Consider the following 19,190-nt stretch of genomic DNA (forward strand, 5'->3'; position numbering starts at 1 on the left):
CCTCACTTGGCGGGCGGAAACCCGCGATTATACGGCCCGCCGGTTGAGCGCGGCAAAGCGTCACAAGCGTGTCGCAATCCGCCGGGACTGCTAGAATGCGCGGCATTTTTCAGGCACCGGCGACAGCCGGGCACCCAGGACGGGTGGCCAGCCAGACAGGGGCGCATGACGCAGCTCCCGATCGCTTTCCCTCGAGGCACCTATGCACGATTCCCACTCAGAACGCATGAGCGGCAGCGAAACGCGCGCAGCCAGCGGCCTGGCCCTGGTGTTTGCATTCCGCATGCTCGGCATGTTCATGGTATTGCCGGTGCTGGCCACCTACGGTCAGGACCTTGCCGGCGCCACTCCTGCGCTGATTGGCCTGGCCATCGGCGCCTACGGCCTGACCCAGGCCATGTTGCAGATTCCCTTTGGCGTCATTTCCGACCGCATCGGCCGTCTGCCGGTGATCTACATCGGCTTGCTGATCTTCGCTGCCGGCGCAGCCCTGGCGGCCAATGCCGACTCCATCTGGGGCGTGATCGCCGGTCGTGTGCTGCAGGGCGCCGGCGCCATTTCCGCAGCGGTGATGGCCCTGCTGTCCGACCTCACCCGCGAGCAGCACCGTACCAAGGCGATGGCCATGATCGGCATGAGCATCGGCGTGTCCTTCGCTGTCGCCATGGTAGTCGGGCCGCTGCTGACCCGCGCCTTCGGCTTGTCCGGGCTGTTCTGGGCCACCGCCGTCATGGCGCTGTTGGGTATCGTGATCATCGCCACCATGGTGCCGCGTGCCGCCCACCCACTGCAGCACCGTGAATCCGGCGTGGCGCGGCAGGCGTTGCTGCCGACGCTGAAACACCCGGACCTGCTGCGCCTGGACTTCGGCATCCTCGCCCTGCACGCCATCCTCATGGCGAGCTTCGTCGCCCTGCCGCTGGCTCTGGTGGAAAAGGCCGGCCTGCCCAAGGAAGAGCACTGGTGGGTCTACCTCACCGCGCTGCTGGTGGGTTTCTTCGGCATGGTTCCCTTCATCATCTATGGCGAGAAGAAGCGCCAGATGAAGCGTGTGCTGGTCGGCGCGGTCGCCGTGCTCTGTGCCTGCGAACTGTTCTTCTGGCAGTTCGGCGACAGCCTGCGTGCGCTGGTGTTCGGCGCCATCGTCTTCTTCACTGCGTTCAACCTGCTGGAGGCCTCGCTGCCGTCGCTGATCAGCAAGGTCGCGCCGGCTGGCGGCAAGGGCACCGCCATGGGGGTGTACTCCACCAGCCAGTTCCTCGGTGCGGCTGTTGGAGGCATTTTCGGCGGCTGGCTGTTCCAGCACGGCGGCCTGTCGACGGTGTTCGTCGGTTGTGCAGTGGTCTGTGCGATTTGGTTGGCCATTGCTGTTACTATGCGTGAACCTCCGTACGTAACCAGTCTGCGCCTGCCGCTGGGCGCCGCCGCTGTAGCCGATACCGGCCTGGTTGCGCGATTGTTGGCAATGCCCGGAGTGGCGGATGCCGTCGTGGTGGCCGAAGAGGCGGCCATCTATATCAAAGTGGATTCTGAAAAACTGGACCGCGCGTCCCTGGAGCGCCTGATCGAATCGGGCCCGGAACGCGCTGAAGCCTAGGAGAACGTCATGGCCCGTGGGGTTAACAAAGTCATTCTGGTTGGTAACGTCGGTGGTGATCCGGAAACCCGCTATCTGCCCAACGGCAACGCGGTGACCAACATCACCCTGGCCACCAGCGAGTCCTGGAAGGACAAGCAGACCGGCCAGCAGCAGGAGCGTACCGAATGGCACCGCGTGGTGTTCTTCGGCCGCCTCGCCGAAATCGCCGGCGAATACCTGCGCAAGGGCTCGCAAGTCTACGTCGAAGGTTCCCTGCGCACTCGCGAGTGGGAAAAGGACGGCGTGAAGCGCTACACCACCGAGATCGTGGTCGACATCAACGGCCAGATGCAACTGCTCGGCGGCCGTCCTGGCAGCGAAGGCGACGCCCCGCGTGCTCCGCGCCCGCAGCGTGAGCCGCAGCAGTCCGCTGCGCAGCAGCGCCCGGCTCCGCAGCCCGCCGCCCAGCCGGCTCCGGACTACGACAGCTTCGACGACGACATCCCGTTCTGAGTCGAATCGCGCAAGCGGAAAGACAAAGGCGCAGCCCTCGGGCTGCGCCTTTTTTTCTGAGGCCGATCACCAGCCCTTGGAGGAATGCCGATCCAGAGCTGGAAGTCGGTCCCCTCAGAACTGATAACTCAGCGTCGCCGTCACGTTGCGCTTCTCGCCGAAGTAGCAGAAGTCGAGGCTGTAGCAGGACGCCACGTAGTCCTCGTCCAGCAGGTTGTTGGCGTTCAGGCTGAGGTCCAGGCCCTGCATGCCCAGCTTGCCGAGGTCGTAGCCGATGAGGGCGTCGACCAGGGTATAGGAGGGCACGTGCTGGGTGTTTTCCTTGTCCGCCCAGGTCTTGCCGACGTAGCGCACGCCGAGGCCGGTGCGCAGCCCATCCAGGGCGCCCGCATTGAAGTCGTAGTCACCCCAGATGGAGGCCATGTGCCTGGGCGCCTGGTTAGGGGTGTTGCCCTGATTGCCGTCCAGCGACTTGGCGTAGGTAATGTCGGTGTAGGTGTAGCTGGCCAGGAACTTCAAGTTCTCCGTGACCCGGGTGTGGGCTTCCAGCTCGAAGCCCTGGGAGCGCACCTTGCCCACCGAGGTGAAGAAGTTGTCCTGGGGCAGCTTGGAGGCGACGTTCTCCTGGGTGATGTGGAACACCGAGGCGGTGTACATGCTGTTGCTGTCTTGCGGCTGGAACTTCAGGCCGGCTTCCCACTGCTTGCCCTCGGTGGGTTCCAGGGCTTTGCCGGATGCGTCGGAGTAGGCGTTCGGGTTGAACGACTCGGAGTAGCTGATGTAGGGCGCAATGCCATTCTCGAAGAGGTAGAGCACGCCGGCGCGGCCGGTGAACCTGCTCCACTGCTCGTCGCTCTTGGTATGGGCGGTGCGGTTCTCGTCGGAGACGTCCACCCAGTCCTGGCGGATGCCCAGCGAGAAGCGCCACTGGTCCAGGTCGATCAGGTCCTGTATGTACAGGCCGGTCTGCTCCAGGCGGCGGGTGTGGTTGTCCTCGGAGAGGAAGCTCAGGCTCTCGTTGCCGTACACCGGGTCGAAGGCATTGAGCGGGGTGGAAACGCCGCTGGTCCAGTCCACATGGGTGCGGCGGCGCTGGTAGTCGAGGCCGGTGAGCAGGGTGTGGCGGGCGCTGCCCCAGTCGAATTCGGCCTGCACCATGTTGTCGATGATGTAGGCCTCGAGTTCTTCGCTGGCGCCGGAGAAGTAGCGGTTCAGCTCGTTGCTGTCGGGTGCGGTCCACTGGTAGCCGTAGACCTGCGAGAGCTCCACGTCCGAACTCAGGTAGCGGAAGTTCTGGCGGGCGGTCCAGACGTCGTTGAAGCGGTGCTCCAACTGGTAGCCGAACATGCGCTGCATGCGGTCGAAGTCGTCCAGCCCCGGCTCACCGTCGAAGAACTCGCGGCTGATGCGCTGGCCGTTGTGCTGGAACAGGCTGCCGTCGGCCGGCACGCCGCTGTGGTAGCCGCCATTGGGGTCGTGCTGCAGGTAGCCCTGCAGGGTCAGGGTGGTGTCTTCGCGCAAATCGATGGCAAGCGTCGGGGCGATGGCGTAGCGCTCGTCCCCGGTGTGGTCGAACTGGGTATCGCCCCCCTTGCCCAGGCCCACCAGGCGATAGGCGATGCGCTTCTCCTCATCCAGCGGGCCGCTGAAGTCGAAGCCCACGCCTTTCTGGTTCATGTTGCCCACGGTGGCCTGCACCTGGTGGTAATCCTCATACATCGGCTTCTTGCTGGTCAGCGCCACCAGGCCGCCCGGCAGGCTGCGGCCATAGAGCACCGAGGACGGGCCCTTGAGCACGTCGATGCGTTCGAGGAAGTACGGGTCCACCTGCATCGAGCTGAAGGTGCCGCTGTCGCCCATGGTTTTCAGGCCGTCGAGGTAGACGTTGTCGACGCTGTTGTCGGCGAAACCGCGCATCACGATGTAGTCATAGCGGTTCGAGGCGCCCACCTGGCCGGTGAAGATGCCGGGCGTGTAGCGCATGGATTGCTGGACGGTCCGGGAACCCTGGTCGTCGATCTGCTCGCGGGTGATCACCGACACGCTCTGCGAGGTTTCCATCAGCGATTTGCTGGTCTTGGTGGCGATCTGGCTGTGGGTGGCCAGGTAGCCGTCTTCACTGCCCAGTGCGTTACCCAGGGCGAATACCTGGGTGCTGGGCACTTCCAGCGCGCTACCGGCCGGTACTTCATGCAGCACGAAGCTGCCGTCGCCGAGGTTCTCCGCCTGCAGGGAGGTTCCGTCGAGCAGGCGCGCGAGGCCCGCTTCCACCGAGAAGGTGCCGTTCAGGCCATTGCTGTTCAGGCCACGGGTCTGCGCCGGGGTGGCGGAGAGGTTGATGCCGGCCTCGCGGGCGAAGCGATTCAGCGCCTCATCCAGGGCTCCGGCGGGGATGGCGTAGCTGCGGCCGGCGACGGCAGCAGCCTCTTCGGCGATGGCGCTGGCGGGCAGCAGTGGCGCGGCGAGTGCGGTGCACAGCAGGGCGCCATGAACGGCGAGGGCGAGGCGGGAAGCGCGGGGTGAAGTCATGACAACATCCATGGGGATCGGCAAAGGTTAATGGGATTCATTCCCCTTGCCGGGGCAGGCGGAAAAACCCGCCAAAAAAATGTGCTGACTGTTGGGGAGACCGGAGACGCACAGAACTTGTAGGGGCGATTTCAATCGCCAAGGGCGGCGCAGCTGCCCCATGAAAATGGCCTGTTTCGCGAATCAATTCGCTCCCACGACAGCCTGGACCGTGCACCTGTGGGAGCGATTTCAATCGCGATTTCCTGGCTCAGACCTTCGCCTCCACCGTCACCCACCACCGCGTGCGGTAATGCATTTGCACCGGTAGCGTGCGGGGTAGCAGGGCCAGCAGCTTGTCGGTGTCGTCCAGGCGGAACACGCCGGACAGGCGCAGGTCGGCGATGCTGTCGGCGCAGGCCAGGCGGCCGTGGCGATAGCGCGAGACCTCGGCGAGGAAGTCCGCCAGGCGCATGTCTCGGGTGACGATCAGGCTGTCGACCCAGGCCCCGGCCTCCATGCCCAGCTCCCGCACGGGATGGATGCCATCCCGGCTCAGGTCGAAGTTCTGTCCGGCTTCGACCACCTGTTTCTGCAGGCCACTGGCCGGATTCAGCACCACGCTGCCCTGCAGCACGCTGAGCCGCGAGGCGGCTTTCCCGTGGCGCAGCACGAAGCGCGCGGCCTGGGACTCCACCAGGCCGTGTGCGGTGCGCACGCGCATGGGCGTGGGCTGGATGGCGCTGCTGACGAGGATTTCTCCGCGCCGCAGTTCGATCAGCCGCTGCTGGGAATCGAAGCGGATATCCACCGCTGTGTCAGTGTTCAATTGCAGCTGGCTGCCGTCGGCCAGTGCCAGGCCGCGGCGCTGGCCGGTCGCCGTGGCGAGGTCGGCGGTGAGGCGTTCCCAGGGCGTGATGTCGCGGGTCAGCCAGAGTGCGGCGCCACCCACGGCAGCGCCGGAAAGCAGCTTCAGCGCCTGGCGTCTGCGCAGGCCGGCCCTGGCGTTATCCAGTACCAGGCTTGCGCCGGGCAGCGTCTTGAGGCCCATGCCCAGTTCGCGGTCGAGTTGCTGTACCCGCTGCCAGGCCAGCTCGTGGTTGGTGTCCTGGCCACGCCAGTGTTCGCACGCCTTCTGCAACTCGGCGTCGCCATTGCCGCGCAGGCGCATCATCCACTGGATGGCCTGGCGCACCACCTGTTCATCGAGAGCGGCGATTTGGCCCGGGGCACTCATTCTTCGAACCGCAGCAGGTAGCAGTGATAGAGGGCGTCGGCCACATAGCGCTCCACCGAGCGCAGGGAGATGCCCATGCGCGTGGCGACGTCCTGGTGGGTGAGGCCTTCGCACTGGGCGAGCAGGAAGGCAGCACGTGCCTTGGGCTTGAGCCGGTCGAGCATCAGTGCGATGCGCTCCAGCAGTTCAAGGATCAGCTCGCGTTCCTCGAGGGAGGGCGCCTCGGCTTCAGGCAGTTGCGCCAGGGCTTCCAGGTAGGCGCGCTCCAGTTCCTCGCGGCGCCAGTGGTCGATCACCAGGCCCCGCGCCACGGTGCGCAGGAAGGCGCGCGGTGTGCGCAGTTCAAGGCTCCCGCCCTTGCCCAGCAGGCGCAGGAAGGTGTCCTGGGCCAGGTCCGCCGCATCGGCGGCATTGCCCAGCTTGCTGCGCAGCCAGTTCTTCAGCCAGCCGTGGTGCTCGCTGTACAGCGCCTGGAGGGAAATCGGGGGAGACGACATGGAGGCCACCGCGAGATGCGATAACAAATGAAAATTAATCGCATTTTCATGGTGCACTTCGGCTTTTGCAACAGCGGTCGTAGGTCTTGCCAGATGCAGTCGTCGAAATACGGCACGTTTGTAGGAGCGAGCTTGCTCGCGAAGCATCGAGCGAAGCCTTTGTTCGCGAGCAGAGCTCGCTCCTACCTCTAGCGATACCAGCGCGGCGTATAGACCCAATCCTCGCCGTTGCCCTTGGGCACGCGGCGGGTCAGCGACGAGCCGATGATCACCAGGGTGCGCATGTCCACCTGTTCCGGCGTCAGTTCGCCGAGCGTGGTGAGGGTCAGCTTCTCCGCCGGACGGCCGATATCCCGGCCCAGCACCACCAGTGTTTCCGGCTTGCGGTGACGGGCGACGATTTCCAGGGCGCGCCCCAGCTGCCAGGGACGCGCCCTGGAAATGGGGTTGTAGAAGGCCATGGCGAAGTCGGCGGCGGCGGCGTGGTCGAGGCGATCCTCGATCACGTCCCAGGGCTTGAGGTTGTCCGACAGCGAGATCAGGCAGAAGTCGTGGCCCAGCGGTGCTCCGGCCTTGGCCGCCGTGGCCAGAGCGGCGGAAACACCGGGGAATACCTGCAGCTCGACCTGCAGCCACTCTGGATCGCGGGATTCATCCAGCGCCTCTAGCACGGCGGCGGCCATGGCGAACACTCCCGGATCGCCGGAAGACACCACCACCACGCGGCGACCGCTGGCGGCCAACTCGAACGCATGGCGGGCACGCTGCAGCTCTTCGCGGTTGTCGGTGCAGTGCGCCACCTGATCGGGACGCAGCGGCCCGGCCATGCGGATGTAGGTTTCGTAGCCGAGCAGGTCTTCGGCTTCATCCAGGGCCTGGCGCGTGGCCGGCACCATGAACTCGGCGGCGCCGGGACCGAGGCCGATCACGGTGAGGCGCCCGCGCGGTTGGCCGATCAGGGCTGTGTCCAGCGGTTCGTTGGCGAGATGGAGGCGGATGCCGGCGACTTGCTGGTGCAGCGGCGGCAGCGCGGTCTCGTCGGTGATGAAACGCAGCGGCACGCCCAGTTCGACGGCGGTGGCGGCCAGTCCGGAATCGACCATTCGCGAGCGATCCGCCAACAGGCAGGCCAGGGACAGAGGCGCCAGTCCGGCGTCGGTCAGCGCCTGACGCACCGCTTGCGCGCTGGCCTCGCCATCTATGCGCGCAATGGTCACGCGTGGATGGATCAGCAGCTCATCCCTTGCCGCCGCACGCGCTTGGGCCGTGACGTGGATGACCCGTTGCGCCTCATCCGCCAGGGGCAGACGAACGTCGTCCAGCCAGGGCGCTTCGCCCTGTACCCGTACCGTTTGGCCGCCCAGCAGGTCGGAGACGAAGCGTTTGCCCTGCTCGATATCGGCCAGGGCAAAGCCCGCCGGCGGCTCCAGCAGGCAGGTGCCGAAACGCAGTTCGCCGCTCGTTGTGATGGCCGGTGCCACCTCCAGTGCGGCAGCGATTTCCCGCGCCATGCGGTTCACCCCGCCGAGACCGCCTAACAGCGGCACCACGGCACTTCCGTCTTCGGCGACCGCCAGTACCGGCGGCTCGGCGCCCTTGCTCGCCAACAGCGGCGCCAGGGTGCGGATGACGATGCCGGCAGCGCACAGGGCGATGATCGGCGTGTCGGTACGGTAGAGCTCGCGCAGGGTGTCGCCGAACTCCGCGTAGGCGCCGTCCGCACCCTCGACACGCCCGGCCAGACCAAGGATGCGCGCCTGTGGATAAAGCGCCTGGATGCTTCGCGCAACGGGCAGGCCGCCGTTGCCGAGCAAGACGATGGCTGGTGGGTTATGCATTGCGGAGTTCCACGGGTAGGGTGCGCCGTGCGCACCGGAATTCATTGGTACGCACGGCGCACCCCAGGGACACGGATATCCCGCGCGGCATCATCCTCTCCACTTCTGGCCGGGTATGACGATCATCGAGAAGTAGGGCGAGGCCATCGGGTCCACTTCATCCAGCGGCACGATGCGCTGGTTGGCCATGGTGGCGCGCTCCACGTAATGGGCGCGGCCGGCGATGCCGAGGTCCTGGAGGACGCGGCGCACCTTGTCGAAGTTGCGGCCGAGCTTCATCACCACGGCCGCTTCGGCGTCGGCCAGGCGCGCCTTCAGCTCGCCCTCCGGCAACACGCCGGAGAGTACGGAAAGACTCTGGTTGCGGTACACCAACGGCACACCGAGCACCGCCGCGCTGCCCAGCATGGAGCAGACGCCGGGCACCACCTCCACCTCGTAGCGTTCGGCCAGGCGGTCGTGCAGGTACATGTAGGAGCCGTAGAAGAAGGGGTCGCCCTCGCAGATCACCGCCACGTCGCGGCCGGCCTCCAGATGCCGGGCCACCTGCTCGGCGGCGGTGTCGTAGAAGTCGCTGATGACGGTTTCGTAGGTCAGCGGCGGTTCCAGTTTCTCGGTGGTCACCGGGTACACCAGCGGCATGCGCTGCTGCGCGTCGGTGAGGTGCTGTTCGATGATGCCGAAGGCATTGCCTCCCTGGCCCTGGCTGGCTTTCGCCTTGGCCACGAAGTAACCCACCACCTGCGCCGATTGCAGCAGGCGCAGGGCCTTCAGGGTAATCAGTTCCGGGTCGCCGGGGCCCACGCCCAGGCCGATCAGCCGTCCTTTGCCAGTCATCACTCCACCTCCGTGGCCAGGGCGTTGACCGCCGCCGCCGCCATGGCGCTGCCGCCACGACGGCCACGCACGATCACATAGGGCACGCCGCGGCTGTCGGCGGCGAGCATGTCCTTGGATTCCGCCGCGCCGACGAAGCCCACCGGGAAGCCGAGGATCAACGCTGGCTTCGGTGCGCCGGCGTCGAGCATTTCCAGCAGGTAGAAGAGCGCGGTAGGGGCATTGCCGATGACCACCACGCTGCCTTCCAGGTGCTCGCGCCAATGCTCCAGGGCCACGGCCGAGCGGGTATTGCCCAGCTCGCGGGCCAGTTCCGGTACGCCGGGGTCGTTGAGGGTGCAGATGACCTGGTTGTTGGCCGGCAGGCGCGCACGGGTGATGCCTTCGGCCACCATGCGCGCATCGCAGAGGATCGGCGCTCCGGCGGCGATGGCGGCGCGGCCGGCGGCTCCGGCACCGGGGGAGAAACGCAGGTCTTCCACCACATCGACCATGCCGCAGGCGTGGATCACCCGCACCGCGAGTTTTTCCAGGTCGGCGGGAATGTCGGCGAGGTTGGCCTCGTTGCGGATGATGGAGAAGGAGTTGCGATAGATCTCCTGACCATCGCGGATGTACTCGATCATGGGGTGGAACTCCAGGTGTCAGGAGAGGCGGCCAGGCGTTCGCCGGCCTCTTGAATGCTGAGGTCACGCGACAGCAAGCGGCCGAAGCCTTCGCCACCGCGCTGGAAGAGGTCGTAGCGGCCGGGGGCGACGGCCAGCAGGGTAAAGGGCGCCACATGGGCGGCGGCACAGGAACGCGGGCAGCCGCTGAGGTGGGCCACCGCACCGGGCGGCAGCAGCGGCGACAGGGCCAGGGCATCGGCCTTGGTGTCGGCCAGGCCCTTGGCGCAGCCGGCGGAACCGGTGCAGGCAATCAGCCGGGCCAGGGGCTCCTGGGCGTCGGTGGCCAAGCCCAGGTCCTGCATGGCTCGAAGGACCGCCCCGGCATCTTCGGCGTTGGGCAGCACTATCGATTGCCAGGGCGTCAGGCGCAGGCTGCCGTCCCCCTGCTGGTCGGCGAGATCGGCGAGGGCGATGAGTTGCGCGGCATTGAGCCTGCCGAGGGTTGGCGCGCCACCGACATGGCGGCCCTCGCGAATCCCCAGGTGGGCGAAGGGCTGCGGGGCAGGGCGTTGCCAGTCGCCGGCCGGCAGCAGGGGAAATTCCAGCCGTTGTTGCAGGCGCAGCAGCAGGTCGCCCGGTGGGTGCCCGGCGAGCAGGTGGCGCATGCGTGTCTGCTCGGGCGTCGCCAGTTCGAGGAACAGTTCCAGCACGGCTTCAACCAGGGCGGGGGCCTGGGCGCGCGGTACGGCGGCCAGGGCGGGCGTGTCGTCGCCGGATCGGGGCGGGCAGCCGGCTAGGCCGAAGGCGAATTGCGCGTGGTTGCCGTTCCCCATGGCCGAGAGCCAGAGATCGTGGGGGTGTTCCAGCATCGCCATGGCCTCGCCGCCATCCAGCAGCAGGGCGAACTTGGGCGACAGGGCGTGGAAGTGCGACTTGTCCTGCAACAGGCCGAGGATCTGTGTGGCCAGTGGCGAGACATCCACCAGGGCGCTGGAATCGAGGCCGGCCAGTGGGCTGACCATCAGGTTGCGCACATCGTCGGCACCGGGAGAGCCCGCGCCCAGGCCTGCAGCCAGCAGGGCATCGATCAGTGCCTGCTCGGCACCGGCCTTCACGCCACGGATCTGCAGGTTGGAGCGGTTGGTGGCCTCGATCACGCCGCAGGCATGTGCGTTCGCCCCGGCCGCTACGGCGCGGGCCTGCATCGAACCCAGGCGGCCGCAGGGCAGCTTGATCCGGCAGATGCCGCCGTCCTTCGCCTGGACGATGCGCAGCAACCCCGGGCAGGCCGAGGGGCGGACGGAAAACGATGTGGGCTGGGCGTGCTTCACTCAGGTCACCATGGTTGGCGTCGCGGCGACCCGGTTCCCTGGGCTAGGGACAACGTTGCACCGATACACCCCGCTCGATGCGTACACACGCGACTGGTTCCACCGGCAGGTCTCCTGGCTGGCAGGTCGTCGTCCCGTGCGGCCTTCCCGATAATTCAGTGGCCAGAATGCATGGACTCGCTGCTTACAGTTGCGGGGGCAGCCACGGCTCGACCGTGTTCCCTCTTAGGCTGGGGCTCGTCAGGTGAGCGCCAGCGACCGATGAAGGGCGCTATTATGCCCGCTTTGCCCGGACCGGGGAAAAGGCTGCCTGTCGGAAGCCGGACGACCTTGGCGTTTTCAGAATCGAGGAGAGCAAATGCAGCCCTGGCTGACAGTGGTGGGGATCGGCGAAGACGGTTACGCGGGCCTGGGCAAGGCCGCACGTCATGCCCTGCTGGGCGCCGCCGAGGTGGTGGGCGGCCTGCGCCAGCTCGACCTGCTGCCGCGCTGCATTCGCGCTCGCCGTACGCCCTGGCCCAGCCCCTTCTCGCTGGCTCCGGTGCTGGAACGGCGCGGCACGCCGATCTGCGTGCTGGCCAGTGGCGATCCCATGCTGTTCGGTGTAGGCGCCAGCCTCGCGCGGCAGGTGCCGGCGGAAGAACTGCGCGTGATCCCGGCCCCTTCGTCCTATTCCCTGGCGGCGGCTCGCCTGGGTTGGCCATTGCAGGACGTCACCCTGCTTTCGGTGGTCGCGCGTCCCCTGGCGGCCCTCAATGCCCATCTGCACGACGGCGCCCGTCTGCTGGTGCTGAGCAATGACGGCAGCAGCCCGGCGGCCATCGCTGCACTGCTCACCGAGCGTGGCTTCAGCCCCAGCCGAATCACCGTGCTGGAGCACCTGGGTGGCGAGCGTGAGCGACGCATCGACGGCATTGCCCGTGACTGGTCCCTCGGTGAGGTCGCCGCACTCAACCTGGTGGCCGTCGAAGTTCTGCCCGGTGAAGGCACCCGTCCATTGCCGCTGACCACCGGCCTGCCGGACGACGCTTATCGCCACGACGGCCAGTTGACCAAGCGCGACGTCCGCGCCGTTACCCTCGCGCGCCTGGCGCCGCGTCCCGGCGAACTGCTCTGGGATGTGGGGGCCGGCTGCGGTTCCATCGGCATTGAATGGATGCGTGCGCACCCGGATTGCCGCGCCATCGCCATCGAGGCCAACGAAGGCCGCCAGGCGCACATCCGCCACAACCGCGATGCCCTTGGCGTGCCCGGGCTGCAACTGGTGGCCGGCCAGGCTCCGGCAGCGCTGGACGGGCTGCCCGAGCCGGATGCCATCTTCATCGGCGGCGGCGTCACCGAACCCGGCGTGCTGGACACCTGCTGGAACCAGCTCAAGCCCGGCGGCCGGCTGATCGCCAACGCGGTGACCCTGCAAAGCGAAGCCACGCTGGTGGCTTTCCGTGAGCGTCACGGTGGTGAGCTAGCCCGCATCTCCATCGCCCAGGCCCAGCCGCTGGGCGGTTTCGACACCTGGCGTGCGGCGCTGCCGATTACCTTGCTGGATGTAGTCAAGGATGCGTAGGTTGGTGCAGGGCGCAGCGAAGCCCAACGTATCGGCGTACGGGATTACTCCGACATTGGGGCTCGTCCTTCCGGCGCCAACCGACGTAACCTCCTGAGCAGACCTTAGCGCCATGCGTGACGAAACCCCCGAACAACCCGCGCCCTTGCGCAGTGGCTACACCACCGGCAGTTGCGCCACCGCCACCAGCCTGGCGGCGGCTCGCCTGCTGCTGGGCGGCGAGGCGGCCGATGCGGTGGAGATCGTCCTGCCCAAGGGCCAGCAGGTGCTGATGCGCCTGGAGTTCTGCCGTCTGAGCGAAGGTGGTGCCGAGGCCGGCACCCTGAAGGACGCTGGCGACGACCCGGATGTGACCCACGGCGCGCTGATCTATGCGCAGGTGCGCCTGGCCGCGTCGCCCGGCGTGCGCTTCCACGCCGGCCCTGGCGTCGGCACCGTCACCAAGCCGGGCCTGACCCTGGCGGTGGGGGAACCCGCGATCAACCCGGTGCCCCGGCAGATGATGACGGAACACCTGAACCGCCTCGCCGCCGAGCATCACTACCCCGGCGGTTTCGAGGTGACCATCTGCGTGCAGGGTGGTGCCGAGCTGGCGCTGAAGACCATGAATCCGCGCCTCGGCATCCTCGGCGGGATTTCCATCCTCGGCACCACCGGCATTGTCCGGCCCTTTTCCTGCTCGGCCTACATCGCCTCGATCCATCAGGGCATCGACGTCGCCCGCGCCAACGGTTTCACCCATCTCGCGGCGTGCACCGGCAATGCCAGCGAAGATGCCATGCGCCGTCGTTATCACCTGGACGACACCGCCCTGATCGAGATGGGCGACTTCGCCGGCGCCGTGCTCAAGCACCTGCGCAAGGCGCCTGTGGCCAAGCTCAGCCTGTGCGGCGGCTTCGGCAAGATCAGCAAACTCGCCGCCGGCCATATGGACCTGCACAGCCGCAGCTCCAGCATCGACCTGCCGCTGCTGGCGCAATGGGCTGCCGAACTGGGCGCCAGCGCCGAGCTGCAGGACGCCATGCGCGGCGCCAATACCAGCCAGCTGGCGCTGGTCATGGCCCACGACGCCGGCATCCCGCTGGGCAATGCGGTTTGCGCACACGCCCTGGCCTTCGCCCGCAAGACGGTGCCGGCCAGCGTGGCGCTGGAGGTCTTCGCCATCGACCGTCAGGGCAACATCGTCGGCGAGGCGGTGGAGCCGCGATGAAGCGCATACTGCTGCTGGGCGGGGTAGCCGAAGCGCTGGCGCTGGCGCGCCGCCTGGGCCCTGAACACGTCTACAGCCTTGCCGGCCTCGGCAAAGTGCCGGACGACCTCGACTGCCAGGTTCGCGTCGGTGGCTATGGCGGCGCCGAGGGGCTGGCACGTTTCATCGCCGACCAGGGCATCGGGTTGCTGGTGGATGCCACCCATCCCTATGCCGCACAGATCAGCCTTAACGCAGCTGCGGCTGCCGGCATGGCCGGTGTTCCCTGCTGGGCCCTGCGGCGCCCCGGCTGGCAGGCCGGCCCCGATGACGACTGGCGCAACGTGGCCGATTGGGCCGGGCTGATCGAGGCCCTGAAAGCCTTCCGCCGGCCTTTCTTCACGCTCGGCCGCGAACCGTTGGAGCACCTGCAGGAGATCCCGCCCCAGCAGCACTGGACCGTGCGCTGCCTGCAAGGGCAACCGGCCGGGGAACGCTACGAGGTGATCGGTGCCCGTGGCCCCTTCAGCCTCGACGGTGAGCGTGACCTGTTCCGCCGGTTGCGCAGCGATGTGCTGATCAGCAAGAACAGCGGCAGCCAGTCCACCGAACCCAAGCTGCAGGTCGCCCGCGAGCTCGGGCTGCCGGTGCTGATCCTCGAACGGCCGGCTCTGCCTGCCGTTACCCGCGAATTCGAATCCGTCGAAGGCCTCTGGCAGGCCCTCGCCACCTACCTGGAAAACCCATGAACGCAACACCCTACGCCCGCGTGCTGTTCGCCGGGCCGGACCTCGCTGAAGGTTCCTTCGCCGAGCTGTTCCGCCGTCAACTTCTGGCTCTGCGTGGCGAGGCGGCCCTGGCCGACATCGTCGACACCAGCGCCGGCCACGACCAGCTGTGGCAGCGCGTTCAGGCGAGCCCGCGCCCCTTGCTGGTGATCGACCTCGAACCGCAATCCTCGTCCCAGCATCTGGACTGGCTACGCAGTGAGCTGGGACGGCTGGATGCCCCTGAGCAGGTCTTCGCCGCCAGCCTGCTGGGCCAGTTCGACGCCGACCCGGCGGGTGCTGCCTGCACCCTGGCCGAACGCCGCGAACTGCACCTGGCCTGCGTGGACGTACCGGCACTGCCGGAGAGCCACTCCTGGTCCTGCATCCCGCCCCACGCCCGCCGCCTGCTGCTGTGCAACGGCCCGCGCTGCACCCGCCGCGGTGCGCTGCCGCTGTGGAAAAAACTGCGGGAAACCCTCAAGGCCGCCGGCAAGCTGGAGTGCGAGGGTGGCGTGCACATCACCCGCACCCAATGCCAGTTCCCCTGCGATGAAGGCCCAACCGCCAGCCTCTACCCGGAAGGCGAGTGGTACCGCATTCGCGACGAGGAAGAGGTGCTGCGCTGGGTGCAGGAGCGGATCGTCGAAGGGCAGCAGGTGCCGGGGCTGTTGATGCGTTCTCAGTGACCGTCCGGCCCACGACTTTGACTGTTGTATTGCTATGCGCATAGCTTGCCTGGGAAACCTGCTCATGCGTCCCATCTACGATCCACATGCTCCAAAGAAGGCCGCGAACCTCAGTATCAACAGCGACCTGCTCAACAAGGCGCGGGCGCTGGATATCAATCTGTCCGCCGCACTTGAACACGCCCTGGCGCAACAGTTGAGGCTCAAGCAGCGTGAAGCCTGGCTGGCTGAAAATCGCGCGGCAATTGCCGCCTACAACCAGTACGTGGAAGACGAAGGAGTCTTCAGCGACGATCTGCGGAGCTTCTGATGCCGCAATTCGCCGTTTACCTGAACGCCAATCCAGCGACCCGTACGACCATTCCTTACTTGCTCGATGTACAGAGCGACCTGATCGCCGAGTTGAGTACCCGCGTCGTCGCGCCTCTCTATACGGCCGAGGTAATGAAGGACAAGGTGCTGAAGACCCTGATGCCAGTCTTCGAGGTGGAGGGAACGCCCGTCGTCATGTTCACCCCACAGCTGGCCGGGGTGTCCAGGAAAGCACTGGGCAAGCAAGTCGCCGATCTCTCTGCCATGCGCAATGAAATCATCGCGGCTCCGGGCCTGCTGATTACCGGGATCTAGTTCGCCGGAAGGGGCGTGGGGTTCCGTTGAGGAACAAACCCCATCGACTCACAGCTCGGAAATGACCCGGTACTCCGCCCCCAATTCCTCCGCCAGCTTCCTTGCCCGCCCCAGCCGGATCGGTCCGCTTTCGATATCCACCAGCAGCGTCGGGCAACCCGGCGGCTGCAGTGACGGCCAGTCCTTCAAACGCCCATCGGTGAGCACCAGCAAGCGCTGTTCCTCGGCCGGCTTCTGCCGCTGCCGGCAGGCCAGCCAGTGGGTGGATTGCTGCAGTGCCTCGATTACGGGCGTACCACCGCCCGCGCCGAGTTCGGCGAGCCAGTGATGCAGGGCGGGAGAGGCCTTCTGGCCCTGCCAGAGCCATCGGGGCTGGTGGCCGGTGGCGTGGAGTACGGCGAGGCGTGCTCGCTCGCGGTAGGCCGTTTCGAACAGCTTGGCGAGCAATCCCTTGGCCTGGGCCAGGGCGCCGTGGCGGCGGGTGGAGGCAGAGGCATCCACCACCACCAGCCAGAGCTGGTCGGGGTGCTGGCTGCGCGGTGCGCGCACCAGGTCGGCGGCCTTGCGCGGGCGGCCACGCAGGAGCGTGGGCAACCACTGGATTGCGCCATTGGCCCCCGCACGGCGAGCACCGCTGCGACCGTTGCCAAGAGTGCCGGGTCTGGGCCGGGCACCCGCCCCTGTGACCATGCGCGGGCGGATGCTCAGGGCTTTTTTGGCCAGCGCGGCAGCTCGCGTCGCTCGCCCATGGGTACCGCTTGCGCGGGCAGTTCACCCCATTGCCCCTCACCGCCGGAAGCCTGCGACTGCGAGGCGGCCGGTGGGGCCTGCGGCGGTTGCGCGGCGGGTGGCGGCCTGTGGGTGCGACGGTGGGCGAGGGCGAAATCTTCGACGGCGTCGATGTCTTCGGTTTCGATGCGCTCGGCGCCGCGCCAGGCGGCGTGGGCGCGGGCGGCGCGTAGCCAGACCAGGTCGGCGCGCAGGCCGTCGACGCCGGCGGCGAAGCAGCGTTGGGCGATGTCATCGAGGGCGGCATCGTCCAGGGGAATGCCGGGCAGGCGTGCCCGCGCGTCCTGGCAACGTCGGGCCAGGGCCTGCTGTTCGTCGCCCCATTGAGCGATGAAGGCATGCGGATCGGCATCGAAGGCCAGGCGGCGGCGCACGATTTCAGCGCGTTCGGCCGGTTGCGGCTGGCCGTCCTGGCGGACCTTGAGGCCGAAGCGGTCCAGCAGTTGCGGGCGCAGTTCGCCTTCTTCCGGGTTCATGGTGCCGATCAGCACGAAGCGAGCCGGGTGGCGGTGGGAAACGCCATCACGTTCCACCTGGTTCACGCCGCTGGCGGCCACGTCGAGCAGCAGGTCCACCAGGTGATCGGGCAGCAGGTTCACCTCATCCACGTAGAGCACACCGCCGTGGGCCTTGGCCAGCACACCGGGCGAGAAGCGCACGCGGCCTTCGCCGAGGGCGGCGTCGAGGTCGAGGGTGCCGACGATGCGCTCTTCGCTGGCGCCCAGGGGCAGGGTGACGAAGGTGGCTTCCGCCAGGAGGTCGGCGATGCCGCGCGCCAGGGTGGACTTGGCCATGCCGCGCGGACCTTCGATCAGCACGCCGCCGATGGCGGGGTCGATGGCAGCGAGGTAGAGCGCCAGCTTCAGTTCGTCGGAACCGACGACCGCGCTCAGGGGGAAGTGGAGAAGGTCGGACATGGCGGGATCCTGGGAAAGCGTGTCGCGCATGGTAGCTAAAGGTCGGGGTGGCCGATAGAAATCAGTGATTGAACGGCGCGCGGCGATCCAGTAGGTTAGCCAGCATTCGCTTTGGAGATTGTCATGCCGCAACTCGCTTCCACTTCGCTCACCGCTCGCCAGGCTCACGCCCAGGCGCGTGCGCGTGTGGCCGCAGCGGCCAGCTATTTCTATGGGTATTGGTTTAGCCACGGGCTGACCTGATACCCAATCAGGCGGCCCACTCCAGCAGGGTCGCCGCCAAAGCTCCACGAAACCCCCGGTCGGCAACCCGACCGGGGGTTTTTGTTTTCCGGCCCACAAGGCCAAACACATGAGATTCGAGGATCGCACCATGATCAGCTACCGCACCTATCAGACCTATTACCGCAACTCCGACTGGCGATTTAGCCGCGCAGGCACCGCTCAGACACCGTTGAATCGAACACCCAGATAGCGCCGCGCGCGGATCGAGCCGCGCCGGCTGAGGACGCCAGTCATGAATTCGCACCAATCCGTTCTGCCCACCGCTGCACAGCCGCTCCATGCCATGGCACTGGAGGCTGCTCTTCCCTCATCGCGCAGCACCCAGCCGCTGCCCACTCCCGCCGAACTGCGCCAGCGCCTGCCGCTGTCCCATGAGCTCGCCCGCCAGATCAACGCCCAGCGCGAAGCCGTGCGCGCCGTGCTGGATGGCGAGGATTCGCGCCTGCTGGTGGTGGTCGGCCCTTGCTCCATCCACGATGCCGATTCCGCCCTCGACTACGCACGTCGCCTCGCCAGGCTGGCGCCGGAAGTCAGTGACCAACTGCTGCTGGTGATGCGCGCCTACGTCGAGAAGCCGCGCACCACCGTGGGCTGGAAGGGGCTGGTCTACGACCCGCATCTGGATGGCAGCGGCGACATGGCCGGCGGCCTGGCCCTGAGCCGCCGGCTGATGTTGGAGATGGCTGAACTGGGGCTTCCGGTTGCCACGGAACTGCTGCAACCGCTGGTGGCCGGCTACCTGGATGACCTGCTGAGCTGGGCCGCCATCGGTGCGCGCACCAGTGAGTCGCAGATCCACCGCGAGATGGTCAGCGGGCTGGACCTGCCGGTGGGCTTCAAGAACGGAACGGACGGCAGCCTCGGCATCGCCACCGACGCCATGCGCTCGGCCGCCCATGCCCACCAGCATTTCGGCATCGACGCCCTGGGGCGTCCGGCGCTGGTGCAGACCGCCGGCAATGCGGACACCCACCTGGTGCTGCGCGGCGGCCACAAAGGGCCGAACCATGACGCCGCCAGTGTGCAGGCGGCCCGCGAGGGGCTGGAGAAGCTTGGCATTGCGCCGCGCATCATGGTCGATTGCAGTCACGCCAACAGTGGCAAGGACCCGCTGCGCCAGCCCGCCGTGCTGGAAGACGTCGTCAATCAGCGCCTGGCCGGCCAGGACGCGCTGCGCGGCGTGATGATCGAGAGCCACCTGTTCGACGGTGCGCAATCGCTGTCCTGCGACCTGCGCTACGGCGTTTCGATTACCGATGGTTGCCTGGGCTGGGAAGGCACCGAGCGCATCCTGCGGGAGGCGGCGGAGCGGTTGCGAGGGTGAGGACCCGACAGTTTTTTCCCTGTAGATAGGCAGGACTGCGTCCTGCCATAGCGATTGAAGTCACCCCCACAGCGTTTGTGCCGATGGAATG

18 protein-coding genes and 1 riboswitch are annotated in these 19,190 nt (G+C 67.1%); of the genes, 9 read left to right on the plus strand and 9 right to left on the minus strand.

Annotated elements, in window-relative coordinates; translation table 11 throughout:
• Positions 1-202 precede the first annotated feature (202 nt).
• Positions 203-1,597: an MFS transporter gene (locus tag FXN65_RS03065; protein ID WP_151131583.1), complete on the plus strand. Its 1,395-nt coding sequence runs from the start codon at positions 203-205 to the stop codon at positions 1,595-1,597.
• Between the two features lie 9 nt (positions 1,598-1,606).
• A complete protein-coding gene (locus tag FXN65_RS03070) occupies positions 1,607-2,092 on the plus strand; it encodes a single-stranded DNA-binding protein (RefSeq protein WP_151131584.1) in 486 nt (161 codons plus the stop codon).
• Positions 2,093-2,206: 114 nt separating this feature from the next.
• On the opposite strand, the gene FXN65_RS03075 is transcribed toward FXN65_RS03070, so the two are convergent.
• The 7 genes from FXN65_RS03075 to cobG form a co-directional block, all read right to left on the minus strand.
• On the minus strand, positions 2,207-4,633 hold the full coding sequence (locus FXN65_RS03075) for a TonB-dependent siderophore receptor (protein ID WP_178119265.1): 2,427 nt from the start codon (positions 4,631-4,633) through the stop codon (positions 2,207-2,209).
• Between the two features lie 238 nt (positions 4,634-4,871).
• Complete coding sequence (locus FXN65_RS03080) at positions 4,872-5,837, minus strand: FecR domain-containing protein (protein WP_151131586.1); 966 nt, start codon at positions 5,835-5,837, stop codon at positions 4,872-4,874.
• Positions 5,834-6,334, minus strand: coding sequence for a sigma-70 family RNA polymerase sigma factor (locus tag FXN65_RS03085; RefSeq protein WP_151131587.1), 501 nt, complete (start codon positions 6,332-6,334; stop codon positions 5,834-5,836). Before FXN65_RS03085 ends, FXN65_RS03080 begins: the two co-directional genes overlap by 4 nt.
• A gap of 188 nt (positions 6,335-6,522) precedes the next feature.
• Entirely contained in the window at positions 6,523-8,172 is a 1,650-nt protein-coding gene (cobJ, locus tag FXN65_RS03090) for a precorrin-3B C(17)-methyltransferase (RefSeq protein WP_151131588.1), read from the minus strand.
• Positions 8,173-8,262: 90 nt separating this feature from the next.
• A complete protein-coding gene (locus tag FXN65_RS03095; RefSeq protein ID WP_151131589.1) occupies positions 8,263-9,009 on the minus strand; it encodes a precorrin-2 C(20)-methyltransferase in 747 nt (248 codons plus the stop codon).
• Entirely contained in the window at positions 9,009-9,635 is a 627-nt protein-coding gene (locus tag FXN65_RS03100) for a precorrin-8X methylmutase (RefSeq protein WP_151131590.1), read from the minus strand. Before FXN65_RS03100 ends, FXN65_RS03095 begins: the two co-directional genes overlap by 1 nt.
• Positions 9,632-10,948, minus strand: a complete 1,317-nt coding sequence (gene cobG / locus FXN65_RS03105; RefSeq protein ID WP_151131591.1) for a precorrin-3B synthase — start codon at positions 10,946-10,948, stop codon at positions 9,632-9,634. The genes FXN65_RS03100 and cobG overlap by 4 nt, the downstream gene beginning before the upstream one ends.
• A gap of 87 nt (positions 10,949-11,035) precedes the next feature.
• Positions 11,036-11,226, minus strand: a riboswitch (cobalamin riboswitch).
• A gap of 80 nt (positions 11,227-11,306) precedes the next feature.
• Between cobG and cbiE the strand changes: the two genes are divergently transcribed.
• The 6 genes from cbiE (at position 11,307) to FXN65_RS03135 (ending at position 15,784) form a co-directional block, all read left to right on the plus strand.
• Positions 11,307-12,512, plus strand: a complete 1,206-nt coding sequence (gene cbiE, locus FXN65_RS03110; protein WP_151131592.1) for a precorrin-6y C5,15-methyltransferase (decarboxylating) subunit CbiE — start codon at positions 11,307-11,309, stop codon at positions 12,510-12,512.
• A gap of 112 nt (positions 12,513-12,624) precedes the next feature.
• Positions 12,625-13,722, plus strand: a complete 1,098-nt coding sequence (locus FXN65_RS03115) for a cobalt-precorrin-5B (C(1))-methyltransferase (protein WP_151131593.1) — start codon at positions 12,625-12,627, stop codon at positions 13,720-13,722.
• On the plus strand, positions 13,719-14,450 hold the full coding sequence (locus tag FXN65_RS03120) for a cobalt-precorrin-6A reductase (protein ID WP_151131594.1): 732 nt from the start codon (positions 13,719-13,721) through the stop codon (positions 14,448-14,450). The genes FXN65_RS03115 and FXN65_RS03120 overlap by 4 nt, the downstream gene beginning before the upstream one ends.
• Positions 14,447-15,157, plus strand: a complete 711-nt coding sequence (locus FXN65_RS03125) for a (2Fe-2S) ferredoxin domain-containing protein (RefSeq protein ID WP_151131595.1) — start codon at positions 14,447-14,449, stop codon at positions 15,155-15,157. Before FXN65_RS03120 ends, FXN65_RS03125 begins: the two co-directional genes overlap by 4 nt.
• Before the next feature lie 64 nt (positions 15,158-15,221).
• On the plus strand, positions 15,222-15,467 hold the full coding sequence (locus FXN65_RS03130) for a type II toxin-antitoxin system CcdA family antitoxin (protein WP_151131596.1): 246 nt from the start codon (positions 15,222-15,224) through the stop codon (positions 15,465-15,467).
• A complete protein-coding gene (locus FXN65_RS03135; protein WP_151131597.1) occupies positions 15,467-15,784 on the plus strand; it encodes a CcdB family protein in 318 nt (105 codons plus the stop codon). The genes FXN65_RS03130 and FXN65_RS03135 overlap by 1 nt, the downstream gene beginning before the upstream one ends.
• A gap of 48 nt (positions 15,785-15,832) precedes the next feature.
• On the opposite strand, the gene FXN65_RS03140 is transcribed toward FXN65_RS03135, so the two are convergent.
• A complete protein-coding gene (locus FXN65_RS03140) occupies positions 15,833-16,474 on the minus strand; it encodes a vWA domain-containing protein (protein ID WP_151131598.1) in 642 nt (213 codons plus the stop codon).
• A gap of 14 nt (positions 16,475-16,488) precedes the next feature.
• Positions 16,489-17,490 (minus strand): ATP-binding protein, encoded by a 1,002-nt coding sequence (locus tag FXN65_RS03145; protein ID WP_151131599.1) that lies wholly within the window; start codon positions 17,488-17,490, stop codon positions 16,489-16,491.
• A gap of 568 nt (positions 17,491-18,058) precedes the next feature.
• Between FXN65_RS03145 and FXN65_RS03150 the strand changes: the two genes are divergently transcribed.
• A complete protein-coding gene (locus tag FXN65_RS03150; protein WP_151138641.1) occupies positions 18,059-19,099 on the plus strand; it encodes a 3-deoxy-7-phosphoheptulonate synthase in 1,041 nt (346 codons plus the stop codon).
• Positions 19,100-19,190: the final 91 nt, after the last annotated feature.

The organism is Pseudomonas lalkuanensis (genome assembly GCF_008807375.1).
GTDB classification, from domain to species: Bacteria; Pseudomonadota; Gammaproteobacteria; order Pseudomonadales; family Pseudomonadaceae; genus Metapseudomonas; species Metapseudomonas lalkuanensis.